Annotated in this window: 17 protein-coding genes; 6 read left to right on the top strand and 11 right to left on the bottom strand. The window is 70.9% G+C overall.

The genetic code is table 11. The features are described 5' to 3' along the window. Positions 1-7: 7 nt before the first annotated feature. The 3 genes from ACSHWB_RS01445 to ACSHWB_RS01435 all read left to right on the top strand — a co-directional run bounded on the left by ACSHWB_RS01445 (position 8) and on the right by ACSHWB_RS01435 (position 4609). Complete coding sequence (locus tag ACSHWB_RS01445) at positions 8-1459, top strand: IucA/IucC family protein (RefSeq protein WP_439660269.1); 1452 nt, start codon at positions 8-10, stop codon at positions 1457-1459. 86 nt (positions 1460-1545) lie between these two features. Next, on the top strand, positions 1546-1935 hold the full coding sequence (locus ACSHWB_RS01440; protein ID WP_439660268.1) for a hypothetical protein: 390 nt from the start codon (positions 1546-1548) through the stop codon (positions 1933-1935). A gap of 28 nt (positions 1936-1963) precedes the next feature. Then, entirely contained in the window at positions 1964-4609 is a 2646-nt protein-coding gene (locus tag ACSHWB_RS01435; RefSeq protein WP_439660267.1) for a BTAD domain-containing putative transcriptional regulator, read from the top strand. A gap of 33 nt (positions 4610-4642) precedes the next feature. On the opposite strand, the gene ACSHWB_RS01430 is transcribed toward ACSHWB_RS01435, so the two are convergent. The 7 genes from ACSHWB_RS01430 to ACSHWB_RS01400 form a co-directional block, all read right to left on the bottom strand. Next, complete coding sequence (locus ACSHWB_RS01430) at positions 4643-6076, bottom strand: WGR domain-containing protein (RefSeq protein WP_439660266.1); 1434 nt, start codon at positions 6074-6076, stop codon at positions 4643-4645. 65 nt (positions 6077-6141) lie between these two features. After that, entirely contained in the window at positions 6142-6585 is a 444-nt protein-coding gene (locus ACSHWB_RS01425; protein ID WP_439660265.1) for a hypothetical protein, read from the bottom strand. Positions 6586-6627: 42 nt separating this feature from the next. Further along, positions 6628-7086 carry a hypothetical protein gene (locus ACSHWB_RS01420; RefSeq protein WP_439660264.1) on the bottom strand — a complete coding sequence of 153 codons (459 nt, stop codon included), beginning with the start codon at positions 7084-7086 and terminating at the stop codon, positions 6628-6630. After that, positions 7055-11422: a hypothetical protein gene (locus ACSHWB_RS01415; RefSeq protein ID WP_439660263.1), complete on the bottom strand. Its 4368-nt coding sequence runs from the start codon at positions 11420-11422 to the stop codon at positions 7055-7057. Before ACSHWB_RS01415 ends, ACSHWB_RS01420 begins: the two co-directional genes overlap by 32 nt. Before the next feature lie 162 nt (positions 11423-11584). Next, positions 11585-12394 carry an NPCBM/NEW2 domain-containing protein gene (locus ACSHWB_RS01410; RefSeq protein ID WP_439660262.1) on the bottom strand — a complete coding sequence of 270 codons (810 nt, stop codon included), beginning with the start codon at positions 12392-12394 and terminating at the stop codon, positions 11585-11587. A gap of 64 nt (positions 12395-12458) precedes the next feature. After that, a complete protein-coding gene (locus tag ACSHWB_RS01405) occupies positions 12459-13862 on the bottom strand; it encodes a sensor histidine kinase (protein ID WP_439660261.1) in 1404 nt (467 codons plus the stop codon). Further along, positions 13859-14530, bottom strand: a complete 672-nt coding sequence (locus ACSHWB_RS01400) for a response regulator (RefSeq protein ID WP_439660260.1) — start codon at positions 14528-14530, stop codon at positions 13859-13861. The genes ACSHWB_RS01405 and ACSHWB_RS01400 overlap by 4 nt, the downstream gene beginning before the upstream one ends. A gap of 343 nt (positions 14531-14873) precedes the next feature. Here ACSHWB_RS01400 and ACSHWB_RS01395 point away from each other — a divergent pair, with 343 nt between their 5' ends. Continuing rightward, the gene (locus ACSHWB_RS01395) at positions 14874-15527 is read left to right on the top strand and encodes a fasciclin domain-containing protein (protein WP_439660259.1); all 654 of its coding nucleotides are present in this window, start codon (positions 14874-14876) and stop codon (positions 15525-15527) included. A 65-nt stretch (positions 15528-15592) separates the two neighbouring features. Here the strand turns inward: ACSHWB_RS01395 and ACSHWB_RS01390 are convergent, their stop codons facing one another. Both ACSHWB_RS01390 and ACSHWB_RS01385 read right to left on the bottom strand, forming a co-directional pair. Next, positions 15593-16324, bottom strand: a complete 732-nt coding sequence (locus tag ACSHWB_RS01390; protein ID WP_439660258.1) for an anti-sigma factor — start codon at positions 16322-16324, stop codon at positions 15593-15595. A gap of 38 nt (positions 16325-16362) precedes the next feature. Continuing rightward, positions 16363-16875 (bottom strand): sigma-70 family RNA polymerase sigma factor, encoded by a 513-nt coding sequence (locus tag ACSHWB_RS01385; protein ID WP_439660257.1) that lies wholly within the window; start codon positions 16873-16875, stop codon positions 16363-16365. 136 nt (positions 16876-17011) lie between these two features. Between ACSHWB_RS01385 and ACSHWB_RS01380 the strand changes: the two genes are divergently transcribed. Continuing rightward, the gene (locus tag ACSHWB_RS01380) at positions 17012-17851 is read left to right on the top strand and encodes a DUF4394 domain-containing protein (RefSeq protein ID WP_439660256.1); all 840 of its coding nucleotides are present in this window, start codon (positions 17012-17014) and stop codon (positions 17849-17851) included. 3 nt (positions 17852-17854) lie between these two features. Here ACSHWB_RS01380 and ACSHWB_RS01375 read toward each other — a convergent pair whose 3' ends face one another. After that, positions 17855-18238, bottom strand: a complete 384-nt coding sequence (locus ACSHWB_RS01375) for a hypothetical protein (protein ID WP_439660255.1) — start codon at positions 18236-18238, stop codon at positions 17855-17857. A gap of 28 nt (positions 18239-18266) precedes the next feature. On the opposite strand from ACSHWB_RS01375, the gene ACSHWB_RS01370 reads away from it, so the two are divergent. Beyond that, a complete protein-coding gene (locus ACSHWB_RS01370; RefSeq protein WP_439660254.1) occupies positions 18267-18566 on the top strand; it encodes a winged helix-turn-helix transcriptional regulator in 300 nt (99 codons plus the stop codon). A gap of 38 nt (positions 18567-18604) precedes the next feature. Here ACSHWB_RS01370 and ACSHWB_RS01365 read toward each other — a convergent pair whose 3' ends face one another. Then, on the bottom strand, positions 18605-19951 hold the full coding sequence (locus tag ACSHWB_RS01365; RefSeq protein ID WP_439660253.1) for an endo-1,4-beta-xylanase: 1347 nt from the start codon (positions 19949-19951) through the stop codon (positions 18605-18607). Positions 19952-19962: the final 11 nt, after the last annotated feature.

The raw sequence follows: 19962 nt of genomic DNA, 5'->3' as shown, positions 1-19962 counted from the left end.
GACACCGGTGGAATCGATCACTGATCCCGACGGCATCACGACGACGGCCCTGCTCAACTGCCTGCGCCGCGAGGTGGGGGAGTGGGCGGACGGCACGCTCCGGCTGCCCCGCACCGGCGTCCTGCTGCGCGTGCGGGAGGGGCGCTGGCTGTCGGACCCCGAGGTGTTCACCGGATCGTGGCAGCCGCTGTCGTGGCACGAGCTCGCCGTGCTGATCACGAAGGAGCTCGGCGACCCGCCGGTCGGGTTCCTGGACGAGATCGCCGGGTCGCGGTCGGCCATCGCCGCCGTCCTCGACGCCCGCGCCGCCGCGCCCGCCGACCTCTACCAGCGCTCCGAGCAGGCGTTGATCGCCGGCCATCGCTACCACCCCGCACCGAAGGGCCGCGGTGGGCTGCCCGCGGCGGAGTGGCTGCCGTACTCGCCCGAGGTGCACGCGAGCTTCTCGTTGGCACGCCTGGAAGGCACGTTCGTCGACGACGGCGAGGTGCCGTTTCCCGCCGGTGTGCTGCCCGCGCACCCGTGGCAGCTCTCGTTGCTGGGCCTGACGGGTGAGGCGACCGACCACGAGGTGTGGCCGACGTCCTCGGTGCGCACGGTCTACGACCCGGCCGCCGACCTGTTCTACAAGTTCAGCCTGGACGTGCGGATCACCAACGACGTGCGCCGGTTGTGGGCCCACGACCTGCGGTGGATCCCGCCGCTCGCACGTCTGCTGAGACCGGTGTTCGCGGACATCGCCTCGGTCTTCCCCGGCGCGGCCTTCCTGATCGACCGCGGCTACCGGACGTCGCCGGACTCCTTCGAGGGCCTGGCGGTCGTGGTGCGCGACGGCATCCGGCAGCACGTCCTGCCCGGCGTGACCCCGTTGCTGGCGGCCGGGATCAGCGAGGGGTTCGACGGGAACCCGTTGGACGGCCTGGACTCCGAGAGCGCGCTGCGGTGGTTCCGGCAGTACGTCTCGGTCGTCGTTCCCCCTGTGCTGCACGCGTTCTTCGCGCACGGCGTCGTGATGGAGTGCCATCTGCAGAACGTGGTGGTGGGGGTGGACGCCGCGGGCATGCCGGTGCAGGCGATCTACCGCGATCCCGAGGGCATGCGGCTGCTGCCCCGGCACGCGGAGCTGCTGTCCTCAATGGACGGAGCGGACGGGTCGCGGGGCGTCTCCGAGGCGAAGGGGTGGGAACGGCTGCGGTACTGCCTCGTCGTCAACCACCTGATCGAGATCGCCGGTGCCGTGCTGGACCGGCATCCCGGTCTGGACGTGTGGGCCGAGGCACGGTCTGTTTTCGTTGTGTATGCAAGGGATCACGGATGTGAACAGGTGATGTCCTTGCTGGAGAACCGGTTCGTGCCCGCGAAGGCGAACCTGCTGCTGCGGTGGACGCGGGCGGAGGGTGCGGCGAGCCGGTACGTCGACTGCCCGAACCCGTTGTACCGGAACCAGCCCCTTTCGTGACACCGTTTTCATCGCGCCCATACGTTCAGTGACATGACACGTCTGCCAAGACGCGCTCGTACCTGTGGGGCACGTTCGTCTGGAACATGTTCGACTTCGCCGTCGACAGCCGTTCCGAGGGCGACACCTTGGGGCGCAACGACAAGGGCCTGGTCACCTACGACCGCGTTACCCGGAAAGACGCGTTCTGCATGTGCAGAGCGAACTGGACGAACACCCCGTTCGTGCACCTGAACAGCGCCCGGTGGACCCAGCGCACGGTCGCCGCCACCACCGTGCGCGCGTACGGCACCGTCGACAACGTCCAACTGACGTTGAACGGCGTGGCCGTCGGCGCACCCAAGCCGCCCGCCTCGGACCACATCCACACCTGGCCGATCACCCTCCGGCCGGGCGCCAACACCGTCACGATCACCGGCACGCGCGACGGACGCACTTGCACCGACACGGCAACCTGGACGCTCGCTGCCGCGTGAAGGGTGCGTGCTGTGTCTTCTCGGAGAGGTGAGCGCGGGACCGGTGGACCTGGGTGCGCCCAGGCAGCGGTGCGTCCTGGCGGCGCTGGCGGTCGACGCGGGCAAGGTCGTGCCGGTCGACCGGCTGGTCGACCGGGTCTGGGGCGTCGACGCGGCGCCGCGAGCCCGCACGACGCTGCACAGCTACGTGTCGCGGCTGCGGCGCGCGGTGGCCCAGATCGGCGGGCTCGCGATCGAGCACCGGTCGGGCGGATACGTCCTGACCGGTGACGCGATCGACCTGCTGCGGTTCCAGGACCTGCGCGCGCGTGCCCGCGGCGGTGACGCGGCGGGCTTGCTCACCGAGGCGTTGGCGCTGTGGCGGGCGGACGCGCTGACGGGCCTCGACGGCGAGTGGGTGCGCGAGGAACGCGACCGGCTGGAACAGGAACGGCTGGCGGCCTCGCACGAGCTGATCGACGCACGGCTCGCCGCGGGGGAGGGCGGGGAGCTGGTGGCCGAGCTGGCCGCACGGGTCGCCTGCCACCCGTTGAACGAACGCGTGGCGGGCCAGTACCTGCTGGCGCTGCACCGATCCGGACGCAGCAGTGACGCGCTGGAGCACTACCGGCGGGTCCGCGAACGGCTGCTGGCGGACGTGGGCACCGAGCCGTCGGCCGCGTTGCGCTCGCTGCACCAGCAGATCCTCGTGGCCGATCCCCGGCTGCGCGTCGCGGTCGCGGTGGTGCCGCGGCAGCTGCCGTCGAGGCCCGCCACGTTCCTCGGGCGGCACGAGGAGCTCCGCCGTCTCGACGACGCGGCCGGCGCCGCCGTCATCTCGGCGATCGCGGGCACCGGCGGGATCGGCAAGACCAGTCTCGCACTGCACTGGGCGCACCGGCGCGCCGACCGGTTCCCCGACGGGCAGCTGTTCGTCGACCTGCGCGGTTTCTCCCCGGCCGAGGAGCCGATGGGCGTGGACGAGGCGCTGGGAGGTCTGCTGCACGCGCTCGGCGTCGAACCGGGTCATCTGCCGGCCGGCACCCAGGCCCGGTCGGCGCTGTTCCGCTCGCTCGTGGCGGGCAGGCGGATGGTGCTGGTGCTGGACAACGCCGCGGGCACCGACCAGGTCGTGCCGCTGCTGCCGGGAAGCGACCTGTGCACCGTGATCGTCACGAGCCGCAACCGCCTGCCCGGCCTGGTCACCCGCCACGCCGTCCAGCACGTGCTGCCGGCGGAGCTCACCGTGTACGAGGCCCGCGCCCTGCTCACGGCCCGGCTCGGCGTGCGGCGGCTGCGGGCGGAGCCGGTCGCCGCGGACGAGCTGGTCGCGACGTGCGGCGGGTTCCCCCTGGCGTTGAGCATCGTCGTGGCCCACGCCCAGATCCGGCCGGGCCTGCCACTGGCCCGGCTCGCCGCCGACCTGCGTGACGCGGTCATCGACGTGCTGGACAGCGAGGAACCCTCCGCGAGCCTGCCCGCCGTGCTGTCGTGGTCGTTGCGCGCACTGTGCCCGCGGCAGCGCGAGGCGTTCGCGTTGCTGGGCGTCGCTCCCGGTCCCGACATCGGCCTGGCCGCGGCGGTCGATCTTCTCGGTGTGCCCGCTGCTCAGGCCAGACAGGTGCTGCGGGTGCTGGAAGAGGCTTCGCTGCTGCGGCAGGATGTTTCGGGCCGGTGGCGGATGCACGACCTGGTCCGCGCCTACGCCGCCAGCCTCGCCGGTGACCTGCCGGACCGCGAGGCCGCGACGCGACGAGTGCTCGGCCACTACCTCGAAGCAGCGCGAGCGGCCGACCGGATCATGGACCAGGTCCGCTGCCCGCCACCGATCGGCCACGTCGTGCAGGACGTCCACGTCGAGCCGGTGCCGGACGACGCGGCGGCGCAGGAGTGGTTCGAGGCCGAGTTCGCCTGCCTGGTCGCCGCCCAGCAGTCGGCGCTCGACCAGCGGTGGTACCCGGTTGCTTGGCTGCTGGCCTGGCACACGACGACGTTCGTGGCGCGGCGAGGCCTGGGGCACGCCAGGCTCGCGCTGTGGAGGGTCGCCGCCGAGGCCGGTGTGCATCTGCCGGAGGTCCTCGCGCACACCGAGCACATGATCGGCTCCGCCCACGTCGTCCTGGGCCGGCACGAGGACGCCGTCGACCACCTGCACCGCGCGCTGGCGTTGGCCGAGCCCGCCCACCTGGCGAGCGTCCACTACTCGCTCGGCGTCGCCTGGGGCCTTCGGGACGCTCGTCAGGCCCTTCGCCACGCCCGGCGTGCGCTCGTCGGCTACCGGAGCCTGGGCGCGCGGGAGTGGGAAGCGCGCGCCCTCGCCCAGATGGCCTGGCTCACGGCGTTCCTCGGACGGCTCGACATGGCGCGAGTCCTGAGCGGCGTCGCCCTCGCCCTGCACCGCGAGCAGGGATACCGCACGGGGGAGGCGACCATGCTGGCGTGCCTCGGTTTCGTCGCGCACGAACGCGGCTGCTACGAGGAATCCGTTGTGCACTACGAACAAGCCATCGCCGCGGTGCGCTCGTTGGGGCACCTCCACGGACTCGCGGACGGCCTCGAACGGCTGGGACACACCTTGGTGGCACTGGGCAGGCTCGGGGATGCCGAGGCCGCGTGGCGAGAAGCGCTCGGCATCTACCTCCAACGCGGCATGGAGGCGGAAACCGAGCGCGTGCAACGACTTCTCACCCGTTGAAGGCGGAGAAGATCTTCGCGAACTCGCAGGGCCTCACAGCAGGCGCTTGATCTCTCCCCTCGCCCGGTAGAACCCGCCACTGGCCGAGGTGTGGATCTCCGTCACCAGGTACCGCGCGCCGGGGACGCGGATGTCCTTCGGGAACTGCACGGCGCGGGCCCGGTCGTAGCCCTCGGAGATCACGTGCACGCGCAGGCGGGCGCCGTCCTGCACGCACTCCACGACGACGCCGCCGGCCGGAACCGCGCTCGCCACCACGGTCTCCACCTCGGCCGTCGCCTCGACGCGCTGCCAGTGGTCGGCCTTGATGTCGCTGCGCTGCGGCAGTTCGCCCTGCTCGGCGGCGTGGATGGCGGCCGGGCTCGCGTCGATGCACGCCAGCGAGCCGTCCGTCGTGACGATGTAGAGGCGCTCGTCGCGGTACTGCATGGAGAACGCGGAGCCGCAGCCCGTGGCCAGCTTCCACAGGCGGGTGCCGTCGGCCGCGAAGCAGTACACGGACGAGTGGTTGTCGCCGGCGAACACGTAGTCGCCGCCCGGTGAAGTCGCGCAGGAGAAAACCGCTGCGTCGCAACGATAACGAGCGGTCTCGGCTCCGGTGGCGCGAGCTAGGCGGTGCACCCAGCCGCGGCTGGTGCCCGCGAACACCTCGGTCGGCTCCTGCCAGCCGAACAGCACCGCGCCAACGGTTTCGGCGTGCCAGACGGGATCGCCCGTGCGTGCCGCGTAGTGCGTGACGCCCCGCGAGTGGCCGTGGAACGCGCCTTCCGGTGCGTTGCGCACCATCCACGCGCTGTCGCCCGTGCTGCGGCGCGACCACTGGAACTCGTCCTCGTGGTCGACGATCGTGATGCCGCCCTGGCGGTCCGACACGCCGAGCACGCCGTCGTCGATGTCGAGCCAGTAGATGTCGACGTCGGCCGCGATCTCGTACGCGACGCGCGGGACCTTGCCGCCCAGGTCGTACACGCGCCCGTCGTCACAGCCCGCGTAGATCCAGAAGTCGTCGGCCACGATGCACTTCACGCCGTCCGGCAGACCGTAGCGCCCGGTGACCCGGCCGTCGTGCGAGAGCGTGAAGACGTCGCCGCGCTCGTTGCCGACCCACGCCTCGTCGTCGCCGATGAAGATGCCGAACGCGGGCGCGCCGGAGTGGAAACGCCACAGCACAGGCGCTTGCCGCGCACTCGACTGCACACTGGTGATCTCGCGCCGGGTGATCGCCCGCCGCTGCCGCTGCCCCTTGACCGCGGGCGCGTAGCCCTTGCGGACCTTCTCGCCGATCTTCTTCTCGGCGGCGCTCACGGCCTTGGCCTCGTCCGCGAACGTGGACTCGCGCGTCGAACCCCGCTCGCCGATGCGGCCGAAGGTGATCGACACCCTCGTGCCGTCGACGACGACCTCGTAGAACTTGTGCGCGCTCCCGCTGGACTCCGACAGCTCCAGGTACGTGGTGGCAGCAGCCACGGTCTTCCCCCTCGCGTTGATCAGCTGAACCGACCGTAGCAAGGGGGTCTGACAATTTTCGGAGCTCAGGCGCCGGCGGCGGCGAGACCCGTGCGGAACCAGTCCGGCATCTGGTCGTCGTTGCGCGGGAACCACTTCTGCTCGGTGGCGAAGTTCTGCGGGGACGGGGCCTCGTCGAAGTTCGGTGCCTCGTCGCGGTTGTAGCGGATCGAGAACCTGCCGGGCGGGTCCAGGATGTACTCGAACTCGATCCACGAGCCGAGCCCCTCGGAGTACATGCCCTTGCGCAGCTGCTGGAACTTCCGCCACACCTCCGGCGGGAACGACCAGCCGCGGACGGTCCCGTCCGTCATCTTCACACCCGTGTCGGCCTCGCTGTGCGGGCCGATCATCTTGGCGCGCAGCACCAGGCGCGACCACCCCTGCGGCAGCGTCGGCAGGATCTCCTGGGTGATCTCCGCGAGCTTCTCCTGCTGCTCGAGCGGGCTGAGAGCCGGCCAGTTCGCCATGGTTGTTCGCTTCCTCCTAGATCGCGGTCGGGCCCGGCCAGCCTACTGATCGACCGGGCTCGCCTCGTGTTCGCGCTGCAGTTCCAGCCCGCGCTCGACGGTCTCGCGCAGCCAGCCCCGCAGGTGCTCGTCCGCCCGCGGGAACGCCTCCAGGTCGCGCACGAACATCACCGGGTGCAGCTCGGGGGACCACTTCGGGTCCTCGTCGTAGTTGAACGTCACCTCGGGCTCGGCCCCGCGGTGCAGCACGAACCGGGCCGACAACCACGCGCCGCGCTCCTCGTCGTACATCTGCTCGCGGAGATCCTGCAGCTGGTCGGTGATCTCCGCCAGCCGCACCTCGCCCGCGAACCTGCCCTCCGCTGTCTTGGCCGCCGCGGTGAGCTCGTACGCCAGCACGTTCGCCCAGACGTCGAGGGTGACGCGGTTCCACCCGACCGGGGCACCTTTTTCCAGCAGCGTGCAGATCTCAGCGATTCGCGTATCGGTTCGTGGGTCCATAGTTCACCTCCGGACGGTTCGGGAAGACCCGTTCCTTGGTCACCACGTTCTCCACGATCTTATTGCCGTCGGCGTCGAGCTTCGGCTTGCCGTTCGCGTCGACCTCGTACGTGACCTCCTGCCAGCGCATGGTCACCTCGGCCGGAACGCCGTCGGCGTCGCGCGTGGCCCGCACCTGGTAGTTCTGGATGTCCTGGTGGTCCTTGGAGGCGAACTCGACGAGGTAGTTCTCCTTCTCGCGCCACGAAGCGGCGTGCACCCAGCCGTCGCGGATGTTGCCGGAGTTGGACGCGGCCATCTGCGGGTGCATGTTGACGTACTCGCCGAGGCCTCCGAGCTCGTTGGCGAGCAGGTGGCCACCGGCCCACTTGACGCGCGAGTCCTCCAGCTCCTGCGGCGTGAGCTCGCGGTCCGGCGGGTTGTTCGGGTACGCGGCCTCGCCCTCCTGGTAGGCCCGCTGCTGCGCACCCTTGCCGGAGTCGTCGTCGCGGTACTTCGTGTTCTGCCCGCCCGCCTCGACCTCGCCGGTCATCGCGTCGGTCTGCCCGTGCTCGTTGGTGTGGAAGGAGAGCACCTTGTCGGGGTTGTGGGTGTTCGGCACCTGGTACTGGACGTCCGGCAGCAGCGGGTGGCTGAGGTCGGGGTTGAACCCGGACCACTTGCCCTTGCCGTCGACCTGCATGTCCTGCCGGCCCGGCGTCGCCTCGACCCACTTGACGTTGCCGTCGCCGTCGGTGATGAACGTCGTGCGCGTGCCGTTCTGGTTGGCGACCGGGTACTCGGTCCACGGCTGCAACGGCTGGTGGTCCCGCAGCGGGACCGGCACCGGGTCGGGGCTCTCGATCGGCTGGAGCCGGTCGGGCTGGGTGTTGCCGTCCGGCACCGTCTCGCGGTCGCGGTGCGGGGCCTGGATCTCCTCGTGCCGGTTGAGCGGCTGCCGCGGGGCGTCCGGGTTGTTCGGGTCGATCGGCTGGTGCGTGGGCCGGTCGAAGTCGACGAACCGCTCGTTGAACGCCGGGTCGTCCGGTGGGATGACCCGGTCCCGCGGCGGCGGCGTGTACTCGGGGTCGGCCTCGGGGTCGTTGTCCTGGTGCTGCTGCGGCGCGTCGGAGCTCTCCGGGTCGTCGCCGCGGTCCCTGGCGTCGGCGCCGTCGGTGTCCCGGTCGCTGCCGGGCGCGTAACCGTCGTCGCTGGCCTTGGTCCTGGTGCCGTCCGGGTGGTGCGTCTCCCACTCGCCGTTGGGCGGGATCTTGGGCGAACGCGTGCCGTCGGGCCCGATCTCGACGTCACTGGTGAAGACGCGGCCGCTGCTGTCCGTCCACGCCGGCTTGGTCGGCGCCACGACCGGCGCGTCGAGGTGCCGCGACAGCTGCTGCGCGAAGTCGTTGCTGCCCGCGTCGCAGCCGATCAGCCGCACGGGCCTGCTGCCGTCGTAACCGCTGCGGCGCAACATGTCCGCGTACTCGGCGGGCGTGTAGTCGTGCCCGCCGATGCGAGCCCGGCCGTCCGGCGTGACGTGCACGTCGGCGGTGAAGAACCGCGGGTCCTCCGGCACGCGGTGGGGCAGGTCGCCCATGTCGCCGTCGCCACCGTGGTGCGACACACCGGCAGGCGTCTGCTCGGCGTGCCGCTCGTGGGCCTGCTCCGGGCTGGGCCGCTCGTCGGCGTGCTGGTTGGGGGCGTCGCCGTCGTGGTGGCCCGGGGCGTCGGTGTCGCGGTGGGTGCCGTCGGGACCGTGGCCGGGGCCGCCGGGGGAGTGGGTGGGGCCGTCCGGACGTGACCCGTCGGGCCTGGTGCCGTCCGGGCGCGACGTGTCGGGCCGCGATCCGTCGGGACGGTTGTGCGGCTGGCCGGGCGCGTCGGGACGCTGACCGGGGTGCGTGGTGGGGCTGTCGGCGCCACGCGGGCGGGCACCGTCGGGGCGGTTGGCGTCCGGGCGGTTGTGCGGCGCGGGGGAGTCCGGCCTGCTCGGTCCGCCGGGGTGGCCGCCGGGAGAGTCCGTGCGGGGTCGTGACGCGTCCGGCCGGGTGCCGTCGGGCCGCGAACCCGGTCCGTCGGTCCTCGGACCGGGGGCGTCGGGACGTCCGCCGGGCCCGTGACCGCCAGGGCTGTGCGGGCTCGGCCCACCGTGCGGCGCACCCGGACCCGGCGTGAAGCCGGGCTGCTGCGGCGCGTGCGGGCTGCCGGACGCGTTCGGCGTGTTCGGGCTGGTGTGCGGGGCGGCGGGGCCGTCCGCGTGGGTGGGTGAGGTAGTCGACTGGGGCCTGGTCGGCGTGTCCGTGCGGCCCGCCGGGGACGTGGTCCCGGGGCCACCGTGCGGTCCGTCAGGCGAGTGCGGCGCGCCAGGACCCGACGGCGAACCGGGGCCGTGCGGCATGCCGGGACCTGAGGGCGCGCCGGGTCCGCCGTGCGGCGCTGACGGTGCGTTCGGGCTGTGCGGTGCGCCGGGGCCCGAGGGCGCGTGAGGTGCGCTCGGACCGCTGTGCGGCGCTGACGGCGCGTTCGGGCTGTGCGGTGCGCCGGGGCCGGACGGTGCGTGAGGTGCGTTGGGACCGCCGTGCGGTGCACCGGGACTCGAGGGAGCGCTGGGGCCGCTGTGCGGCGCTGAGGGTGCGTTGGGGCTGTGCGGTGCGCCAGGACCCGAGGGTGCGTGCGGCGCTCCAGGACCTGACGGCGCGTGGGGTGCGCTGGGGCCGCCGTGGGGCGCGCCGGACGGTGCGCTGGGACCGCCGTGCGGGGCGGAGGGGGCGTTCGGCGAGCCCGAAGGGCCGAAGTTCGGCTGCGACGGGGCCGACGGGCGGGCCGACGACGGGGTCACGTCCGAGCCGCGCTGGGAGGGCATGCCCGAGCCCATGTCGCCGCGTGAACCCGGCGTGCCGGTCCAGCCGCCCGCGGAACCCGGACGCGGCGCGCCGCCGGACGGGCTGCCTGCCGGGCCGCCTGCGGGGCCTCCCGCCGGGCCGCCCATCGGGCCCTGTTGCGGGGTGGTCGGGGCGCTGGACGGTGAGACGTTGTCGCGTGGCGCGGCCGGGGCGTGCGTCGGGGCCTCCGGGGCCGTGACGCCCGCTTGGTTGGTCTGGCCCGTGTTGCGCGGAGGAGGTGCCGGTGCGTCCGGAGGTGCCGACGGGCCGTGCGTGCTCGGGGCCGACGGGGAACCTGACGGCGGCGGGCTGCCCGACGGGCCACCGCTCGAAGGTGAGTTCGGCGACGGCGCGCTGGACGGGCTTGGCGACGGCGACGGGGACGACGGGGACGACGGGGACGGAGACGACGTGGGCGAAGGTCCGCTCGGCGACGAGGCCGGTGGGCCCGACGAGGGCGAGCTCGGCGAACCGTCCGGAGAGGACGGTGAGCTCGGCGAACCGGACGGCGAACCCGGCGGAGAGGACGGTGACGTCGGCGAAGTCGTTGGCGCGTCAGGGGAAGAAGTCGACGTGGGCGAGCCGCTGGTGTGCGTGCCGCCCGCGTTCGGGAGGTCCGGGGTGTTCGTGGAGTGGATGAGACCGCCGGGCTTGATGGACTTCGTGGAGATCACGTCCAGGCCGGTCACCTTGCCGACCAGCTTGCCGACGACCTTCATGATCTTGGCGAAGCACTCGACGATCTTGCCGATCATCGGGGAGACCCGCTTGATCGTGGTGATGAGCTTCTGGATCAGCTCACCGATGCGCGTCGCCCACTTGGAGATGGCGGTGACGGCCTGCGCCACGATCACCGGCGTGCCGAAGCCGAGCGTGAAGACGGCCTCCAGCACCCACGTGATCAGCTTCGCGACCAGGTCGGCGATCAGGTCGCGCACCATCTCGCGCACGAAGGCGACGACCATGCCCATGATGCCGACCACGGTGCCGACGGAACCGGCGGTCGAAGCGGCACCGGCCAGCGCGTCACCCTGGGCGGCGGCGGCCGCGCGGTACGAGTCCGCGGCGGGGCCCTGCCACCCGTTGGTGCCCTGGACTGCCTGCTGGTACTCCTGCGCGACCTTGCCGAGCTCCTCGGAGACCTTGCCCCAGGTCGCGGAGTACGACTCGATCACCGGGGGATTGCCGGCCAGCCAGTCGAGCGCCTCCTTCAACGGCTGCATGTGTTCCATCAGGAACGAGGCAGCGGAGGAGAGCAGGGTGCCGAACGGGTCGATCGCCATGGACGCGGCGTCCGCGACCAGGCCGACCATGCCCAGGCCGCCCTCGACCCAGTTGCCGTCCTTGATGCCGTTGAACGTGTCCATCGCGGACTCGGCGATGGAGATGCCGGTCATCCAGCCGTTGTCGCCGGTACCGGCGTTCATGAACCCCGACGGCGCGGCGTCGGGCTTGACCACCAGAGGATTGGACATCACATGCCTCCGAAGGTCTTGGCGATGGTCCCGTCCGAGATGTCCTCCGGCACGTGCCGTCCCTCCCCCGAACCCAGCGGTACGTACTAGTTCTCCAGGATGACGCAGCGTCGGGCAACCCGGTTCCACTAAGTCCGCAAATGCTCCATCCGGAGCAACGGGTCAGGGAACCACCCCGAGGTCGGCCCACACGAGGTAGCCCTTGTCCTTGTACGAGCAGTCGTCCCCGGTGCGTTCCTTGTTCACGAGCCGGAGCGTCCTGCCGCCCGTCACCGGGACGTCGATGCTCTCGATCTCGTCGTCACGGGTCACGAACCCGTGGCCGATCTCCTCGCCGTCGAGGTAGATGCCGTAGTGCAGCTCGTCCACGCCGTCGGAGTTGACCTCGCTGAAGCCGACCTTGCCGTACAGGCGGGTGAACTCGCCGTCGAGGTCGAACTCCATCCACTGGTCCGTGGTGCACGACGAGTCCTGCGCGCGGGAGTCCTCGAACTTGCCGCCCCTGGTGGAGATCGTGCGACCGGCCGTCGACACCGAGTCCGCACCCTTGCCCTGCTTGATCGACATGTCGCTGAGGTACTTCATGCCGGCCAGGTCGATCGTCGTGGTCGTGGGCGTGCCGGAGGACGAGGAAGTGGAGGGGGCGGGGACCGACGAGGACGGAGCCGCGGCGGTCTCTCCGGAGGGCGCGTTGAACAGGCTGTAGCCGGTGTAGATCACGGCAGGCAGGCACAGGACGACCGCGGCCCTGCACAACCAGACGTAACGGGGCCACTGCGCGCCGGCCACCACGAGCGCCGCCACGGCGCACAGTTCCAGCAGGACGCTGAACACGAACAGCGCGGGCCTGCTCGCCTCCGCCGCGATCTGGCCGAGTCCGGTCAGCAGGGACAGGACGGTGACCACCGGCACGAGCACGCGGGCGACCGCCGAACGGCTCTGCTTCTTGTTCCCCCTACCGGACTTCGGCATCCGCACCTGCTCCCACAGCTCGGCCTCGGTCGGGTTATCTCCCCGAGCCCGAGCCCGTTACACCTCACCCGAGCGCAGGCAGGTGCTCGCCGAAGATGCGGTCCCAGTCCAGCTCCGGCCCAGGTGCGGGCCGTGGCTCGGGAACCGGGCCGTGGGTTGGGATGATCGAGCCGTTGAGGAACTGCCACACCTCGTCGCCCACGCGCTGGTGCGCCACGACGGCGGCCTTGCGAGGCTGGGGTATGCCGGTGGGGATCGTTGCCACGAAACGGACTCCGCGGAACCCGGCGCAGTCGGTGGCCTCCAGGGTGCCCTGGTGCCGGGTGGCGATGCGGCGGGCGATCGCGAGCCCGAGGCCGGCGCCTCCCGCGGCACGGGTGCGGGCCTCGTCGAGCCGGGTGAACCGGTCGAACACGCGCTCCCGGTCCGCCTCGGGGATGCCGGGGCCGTCGTCGATGACCTCGAGCGTCGCGGCGGGCCCTCCCTGCAGGCGCACGATCACCGCGGTGCCCGCGTGCCGTTCCGCGTTGTCCAGCAGGTTGCCGAGCAGCCGCGACAACTGGGCGCGCCGCCCCGGGACGAGCACGTTGTCGTCGGCTTCCAAAGTGACCATCGCGCGGCGGGAGACCTCCCTGCGCACCACGGCGGTGAGGTCGACGGTGTCCTGTTTGTCCAGTGCGTCGGCGTCCAGTCTGGCCAGCAGCAACAGGTCCGTGGTCAGTTCCTGCAGCCGTTCGGCGTCCTCCAGCGCGGACTTCACGACGGTGGGCCAGTCCGCCATCTCCGGGTGCGACTGCGCGATCTCCAGTTCGGCCCGCAACGCGGCCAGCGGGCTGCGCAGCTCGTGCGAGGCGTCCGCGACGAACCTGCGGGTGTCCTCGACGGTGCGGTGCATCCGGTCGAGCGTCTCGTTCAGCGTGGCGCCGAGCCGGGCTATCTCGTTGTCGGAGGACGGCACCGGGACACGCCGGGTCAGGTTGTGCTCGTTGATCTCGGCGACCTCCGCCCGCATCGCCTCCACCGGCCGCAGCACCCTGCTGACCGCGGCCAGCACCGTGACCGACACCAGCGCGGTGACCGAGGCGAGCATGCCGAGGACGGTCAGCGTCGCGCCGTCCATCTCCAGCTGCGCGTCGGCGGCGATCGCCTCCGCCGCGAGTTCCTGGCGCCGTGGCCCTTCCCCGACCTGCCGGTACGGGGTCTTGTTCAGGGTCACCGGCCACAGCGACAGCTCCGGCCGCACCTCGTTGCTCGCGTGCCAGACCGACGACGCCGGTGCGGGGACGACCCGCTGGTGGTCCAGCTGAACGCACTGGGAGGCGCACACGAAGTGCGTGCGCGAGCTGTCCGCGGTCTGGGTGATGATCTGCTGGCGCTGGGACTCCAGCATCAGCGTCCCGGCGAGGCCGAGCAGCACCGCGGTGACCACCGTGGCCAGCACGGTCACCCTGACCTGCAGGGACCTCATCGCTCCACCAACCGGTAGCCGACACCGCGCACGGTCGTGATGGTCCGCCGCTCGAACGGCGTGTCGATCTTGCGGCGCAGCGCGCTGATGTAGACCTCGACGAGGTTGGGGTCGGGGTCCTGCGCCGCGTCCCACACCCCGTCGATGATCTCCGACTTGGTGACGACCTCGCCCGCGTGCCTGAGCAGGAAGTTCAGCACCGAGAACTCCTTCGCCTTCAGGTCGATCCGCGTGGTGCCCCGGTGGCACTCGCGGCTGACCGGGTCGAGCACCAGGTCGCCCGCCCGCAGCAGCACCGGCTGGGCGGTGCGCGACCGCCTGGCCAGCGCCCTGAGCCGCGCCACCAGCACGACGTAGGAGAACGGCTTGGTCAGGTAGTCGTCCGCGCCGGTGTCCAGGCCTTCGGCCTCGTCGAACTCGCCGTCCTTCGCGGTGAGCATCAGGATCGGCGTCCACACGCCCGCGTCCCGCAGCTCCTGGCAGACCCGGTAGCCGTTGAGACCGGGCAGCATGATGTCCAGGACGATCACGTCGTACGGGTGCTCCCGCGCGCGCCACAGCCCGTCCGTGCCGTTGCGCTCGACGTCGACGGCGAACCCCTCCGCGGTCAGGCCACGGGTGAGCAGGTCAGCCAGGCGGGGATCGTCTTCCACCACGAGCACGCGCATGGGGCCAGGGTGCCGCATTGATCATGGTCGTGTCCTGAAATCCGTTTCAGGATCGTTCAGCGTCCCTTCAGGTTCACCCTGACACCCTGTGCGTCGTGGACGAGGGGGATCCACGGCCGGGGGAGAAGGTGGCGGCAACGTCGGGGGGCGGTGCTGCCACCTTCTGAACTGGTCCAAGGGATGAGCGGTCTTTCCGTCCACTGTGGAATATCGCGGCGTTTTCCCTGGTGGCGGGCATTTCTCGGATTCCGCGGTAACGGATCGGTAACCACACCCATCCGTTCCCCGAGGGGTGGCGAATCACGAGCAGCAACTGCCCGTTCACCCTTGGAGATGTCCCGTCATGAACAAGACCGTCCGCAGCACCGTTCTGGCCGTTGGCGCTGTCTCGCTCGCCCTGTTCGGAGCTGCTTGCGGCTCGGGTGACACGGCGAGCAGCAGCTCCTCCACCGCACCGACCTCCGCCACCTCGTCGGCGCCGTCGTCGGCCGCGATGGCCGACCCGGCCAAGGACCTCGTCGGCCCCGGTTGTGCCGACTACGCCAAGCAGGTTCCGTCCGGTTCGGGTTCCGTGAGCGGCATGGCCGCCGACCCGGTCGCGGTCGCCGCGTCGAACAACCCGCTGCTCACGACCCTGGTCTCTGCGGTGTCCGGCAAGCTGAACCCGAAGGTGAACCTGGTCTCGACGCTCAACGGCGCCGAGTTCACCGTGTTCGCGCCGGTCGACTCGGCGTTCGCCAAGATCGACCCCGCGACGATCGAGAAGCTCAAGACCGATGACGCGCTGCTGACCAAGATCCTGACCTACCACGTCGTCCCCGGCCAGATCACGCCCGACAAGATCGCCGGCGACCAGAAGACCGTGCAGACCGGCACCGTGAAGGTCACCGGCTCCGGCAACGCCATCAAGGTCAACGACGCCAACGTCATCTGCGGCGGCGTGCACACCGCCAACGCCACCGTCTACCTCATCGACTCGGTCCTGATGCCTTCGTAGTCGTTGCCACAGCAGGACGAACTCCGGGAACAGCGCAGCTGTTCCCGGAGTTTTCCATGTCCGGACTAGCGAAGGTCGAGCGAGAGGACCGGGGCGCTGGTGGGGCTCGGTGACCCACCAGCGGGCTCGACGGTGAGCAAGGCCTCGCCGGCACCGGCGATTCCGGTCACGTGCAACGACATCGCTTTGCCTGCAGGCCAAAGAGTTCCGGCCGAGTGCGGCCCGTGACCGTCCACCAGCCACAGCTGATAGACACGATCACGAGCCAACGGGCGCAGGGTGTCCGCCATGAAGAGCATCTCGTCACGCCTGCGCGACAGCGCCGCGGTGGCAGCGGGATCTCCCGCGGTGACGAGCCGCAGATCCGGTGCTGCCAGCAGATCACCCGCCGGCGTGTGCGGAAGGGCAACGGCGGGAACAACTCCCGGTGTGCTCAGCGCGCCGTGCACACCGGCCACCGCGGCGGCGGCGACGCAGGCGGCCGAGATGAGAGCCGCGGCGTGCCGGAAACCCTGGCGCCGCGAGAAAACAGCGCCGATCTCGCAGTCCGGTGGAACCTGGCGCACGTGTCCGACGGCGTTCAGCAACCGCGGCCGGAGGTCACGCGGGACTCCGTGATCGACGGCGTGGCCGAGCCTGGCCGTGGTCTCGTTGAGTTCGGCGAGCTCGTCGGCGCAGCTCCGGCACGTGGCCAGGTGCGCTTCGAACGCGGCTCGCTCGGCGTCGGGCAGCGCGCCGAGTGCGTGTGCACCGGTCGACAGGTGCGGGTTGAGCGCACGCTTTCTTCCCGGTTTCACTTTTCTTCTTCGCAGCCGTCGGATGAACGGATTGCTCGTCACATCCCGCGGTGTACGCCCATCTCCTCCATGGTCAGCCGCAACGCCTTGAGTCCGAAGTGGACTCGGCTGCGCAGGGTGGCCTGGGGCAGGTCCAGCTCGGCGGCCACGTCCCGGTACGACCGGCCGCGCAGGTAGGTCTCGACGACCGCGGCGCGCTGGTCCGCGCTGATCCGCAGCAACGCCAGCTGCACCAGCCGCCGGTCGATCGTGGTGCCCGCGATGTCGGCGCTCACCTCACCGGCCTCGGCAGCGGCGGCCTGGGCGGCGGCCACCCTGCGGTCGTGCCGCAGCCGGGACCTGGTCTCGTCGATGACGACGTTGCGGGCTATGGCGAACAGCCACACGCGCATGCTGGCCAGCTCTGGCCGGAAACCGTCACCCGACCTCCACGCCCGCAGGAACACCTCCTGCACGGCCTCCTCCGCCGCACCGCTGTCGCTGAGCTGCCGCAACGCGAAGCGGTACAGCTCAGGAGCGTGCAGGGGGTAGATCTCGCCGAGGTCTGCCATGAGCTCCCCATCGCCGTTCCTGCACGGGATTCGAGGCGGAAGGCGTGGCGGATGGGCGTGATTTGTCCTGGTTTCAACACAACTGCCGGTTCGGTCGTACACACCTGTGTTCCACCACCACGTACCGGGAGAGAACATGCGTATCGCTCGCACGACAGCGCTCGTAGGCGCGGCAGCACTTCTCATGACCGTCCTCGGCACCGCGCCCGCATCGGCGTCGGCGGACCAGCCCCGCGTCCACCTGCTCACCTCCGACGGGGTGCTGAGCACCAGGAGCTGGTCGTCGCCGTTGTTGTCCCAGCACCGGGTCCGGGTCACCGGGCTCAAGGCCCGCGACCGGCTGATCGGCATGGACGTGCGGCCGGCCACCGGCGCGCTGTACGCGATCGCCGCGTCCGGCCAGCTCTACGTCCTCGACGCGCGCACGGGCAAGGCGACGACGGTCGGCACGCCGGTGGCGCTCACGGGAACGGCGGTCGGCTTCGACTTCAACCCGACCGTCGACCGCATCCGCCTGGTCACCACGAGCGGCCAGAACCTGCGGCTGGTGCCCGACACCGGTGCCGTGGCCGCGGTCGACACCCCGCTCGCCTATGCCCAGGGCGGTGGCACGCCGCAGATCTCCGGTGCCGGCTACACCAACAGCTTCGCCGGCTCGACGTCCACCACGCTCTACGACCTGGACAGCCGCAAGGACACGCTCGTCACCCAGGGCACCGCCGCCGGCGTCACCCCGGTCGTGTCGCCGAACACCGGACAGCTGTTCACCGTCGGCAGGCTCGGCATCGACGTCGAGAAGACCAACGGCTTCGACATCGCCACTGTGGACGGACGTCAGCACGCCCTGGCCGCGGTCCGGCCCGGTTTCTCGTTGCTGGGCGGGACGCTCCTCGTGCGGATCGACCTGGGCACCGGGCGCGCGTCGGTCGCCGGTGTCGCGGGCGGCGACGTGGTGGGTCTCGCGTTCGGCCGCTGACGGTCAGGAGATCCGGCGGTCGACGGCGACCCAGTTCGTCTCCCACGTCGTGCCGCCGTCACCGGAGAAGGCCTGCTCGAACGTGGCCCTGTCCTTGCCCTGGCGGGTGACGAGGAACCGCACCTTGATCGGGCGGCCGCCGAGCTGGTCGTCGCCGTGGAACTCGCCCACGCCGTCGCGGAACCCGCCGAACACCGCCGGCGTGAGCAGTCCGTCGCGCATGCTGACGAAGGTCAGGCTCCACCGCTCGGCCTGTGGTTCGCACAGCCGCAGGTTCATGCCCTCGATGCTGCCGTCCGCTGACGACTCGGCGGCGGACGCGGTCGTCCCGGCCACCATGAGGACGGAAAGGAGCGCGATCAGGATTCGCTTGTGTGGCAAGGTCATGGCCTGACTATCCGAGCGGAGTGAGGCCATGGACAAGAAGGCACCTGCGGGTAACCCCTCACGCCCCAACCCGCTGCCGGGCTGCCCCATGGCGGCCGCGTTCGCCGCGATCGGAGGGAAGTGGAAGCTCACGCTGCTCTACTGGCTCGTCGAACGGGTGGAGACCGGACCGGTGCCGGCACCCGTCCTCTACCGGCTCACGCCTTACGGGGAAACGGTTCTGCCCGTCGTCGAAGGCGTCCGGGTGTGGGGTGAGGCCCACCTCGTGCGCACGCACGGCGATGCCGCGCCGACGGCCGCGATGAGCTGCGCCACCACGATCGCCTGAACGCGGACGGCGAGCAGGGCCCGCCGTCCGCGCGAGGATCAGCCGACGCGACAGGAGACGCTGGGCCAGTTCCAGTTACCGCCGTGCGAGATGGTGAAGCCGAACGTGTTGCCGTTGCCGTTGGGGCGTGCGGTCATCACGTTGGCCGAGTCCCACGTCGCGCTGGTGTTCCAGGTGGCGATGATCCGCTGGGGCGAGCTGACGGTGACCGTGACGATCCAGTTGTCCGTACCGGTGACCGTGACGTTGCCGTTGAAGCGGTCGCTCCACTTCTCGCCCTCGGAGTACGTCGCCGTGCAGCCCCCGCCGCCGGGGTTGGACGACGTCGTGGTGGTCGTGGTGGTGCTCGTCGGCCCGGGGTTCGTGCCGCTGTTCAGCACGTTGAGGACCGAGGTGTAGGCGGCCTTCTTGTTGCCGCCGCCGTCGAACAGCAGCGGGGTGCCGGAGGCGCGCCACGAGTCGCTGTCGCGGATGCCCCACACGGTGATGCCGGTGCACCGCGCCACGGAGAGACAGGCCTGGGTGACGCCCTGGTACTGCTGGGCCTGCGAGCTGCCGGAGCCCTCGATGTCCAGCTCGGTGATCTGCACGTCCACGCCGAGAGCGGCGAAGTTCTGCAGGGTCGTGTGGTAGTTGGACGGCACCGGGTTGCCGCTGTTGAAGTGCGCCTGGAAGCCGACGCAGTCGATCGGGACGCCGCGGGACTTGAAGTCCTGCACCATCCGGTAGACGCCCTGGGTCTTGGCGTGCGACCAGTTGTCGGTGTTGTAGTCGTTGTAGCAGAGCTTCGCACCGGAGTCGGCCGCTCGCGCCGCGCGGAACGCCGCCTCGATCCAGTCGTTGCCGGTGCGCTGCAGGTTGGAGTCGCGGCGTCCGCCGCTGCTGCCGTCGGCGAAGGCCTCGTTGACGACGTCCCAGGCGTAGATCTTGCCGCGGTAGTAGCTCGCGACCTGCGTGACGTGGTTCAGCATCGCGTTGCGCAACGAGGAACCGGACATGTTCTGCATCCAGCCGGGCTGCTGCGAGTGCCACGCCAGCGCGTGTCCACGCACCCGCTTGCCCTGGTTGCGCGCCTGGTTCACGATCCGGTCCGCGTTGCCGTAGCTGAACTGACCCTGGTTGGGCTCGGTCGCGTCCATCTTCATCTCGTTCTCGGCCGTGACCATGTCGAACTCGCGGTTCAGGATCCCGGTGTAGGTCGAGTCGCCCAGTTTGTTCGCGGCCACCGCGGTGCCGAAGTACCGGCCGCTCTGCTGGGCTGCCGCACCCAGTGTCGAGGCGGCGCCACTGGCGGGCGACGCCCCGATGACCGCGGCACCCGCGACGGCGGTGAGCAGGGCTGACACGAGGGTTACCCGTGCGACTGACTTCGCTGTCAGCGTCATTTTTCGGCGCT

Source organism: Lentzea sp. HUAS TT2 (genome assembly GCF_051853195.1).
In the GTDB taxonomy this organism is placed as follows: domain Bacteria; phylum Actinomycetota; class Actinomycetes; order Mycobacteriales; family Pseudonocardiaceae; genus Lentzea.
Note: the sequence above shows the minus strand (reverse complement) of the source record. Positions and strands in the feature narration are given on the sequence as shown.

What these genes read in the sequence shown, in the direction of transcription:
- ACSHWB_RS01440 (WP_439660268.1), top strand. Translation starts at nt 1,546, where the DNA reads ATGTTCGACTTCGCCGTCGACAGCCGTTCCGAGGGCGACACCTTGGGG.
- ACSHWB_RS01425 (WP_439660265.1), bottom strand. Translation starts at nt 6,585, where the DNA reads ATGGCGAACTGGCCGGCTCTCAGCCCGCTCGAGCAGCAGGAGAAGCTC.
- ACSHWB_RS01420 (WP_439660264.1), bottom strand. Translation starts at nt 7,086, where the DNA reads ATGGACCCACGAACCGATACGCGAATCGCTGAGATCTGCACGCTGCTG.
- ACSHWB_RS01415 (WP_439660263.1), bottom strand. Translation starts at nt 11,422, where the DNA reads ATGTCCAATCCTCTGGTGGTCAAGCCCGACGCCGCGCCGTCGGGGTTC.
- ACSHWB_RS01410 (WP_439660262.1), bottom strand. Translation starts at nt 12,394, where the DNA reads ATGCCGAAGTCCGGTAGGGGGAACAAGAAGCAGAGCCGTTCGGCGGTC.
- ACSHWB_RS01405 (WP_439660261.1), bottom strand. Translation starts at nt 13,862, where the DNA reads ATGAGGTCCCTGCAGGTCAGGGTGACCGTGCTGGCCACGGTGGTCACC.
- ACSHWB_RS01400 (WP_439660260.1), bottom strand. Translation starts at nt 14,530, where the DNA reads ATGCGCGTGCTCGTGGTGGAAGACGATCCCCGCCTGGCTGACCTGCTC.
- ACSHWB_RS01395 (WP_439660259.1), top strand. Translation starts at nt 14,874, where the DNA reads ATGAACAAGACCGTCCGCAGCACCGTTCTGGCCGTTGGCGCTGTCTCG.
- ACSHWB_RS01385 (WP_439660257.1), bottom strand. Translation starts at nt 16,875, where the DNA reads ATGGCAGACCTCGGCGAGATCTACCCCCTGCACGCTCCTGAGCTGTAC.
- ACSHWB_RS01380 (WP_439660256.1), top strand. Translation starts at nt 17,012, where the DNA reads ATGCGTATCGCTCGCACGACAGCGCTCGTAGGCGCGGCAGCACTTCTC.
- ACSHWB_RS01375 (WP_439660255.1), bottom strand. Translation starts at nt 18,238, where the DNA reads ATGACCTTGCCACACAAGCGAATCCTGATCGCGCTCCTTTCCGTCCTC.
- ACSHWB_RS01370 (WP_439660254.1), top strand. Translation starts at nt 18,267, where the DNA reads ATGGACAAGAAGGCACCTGCGGGTAACCCCTCACGCCCCAACCCGCTG.
- ACSHWB_RS01365 (WP_439660253.1), bottom strand. Translation starts at nt 19,951, where the DNA reads ATGACGCTGACAGCGAAGTCAGTCGCACGGGTAACCCTCGTGTCAGCC.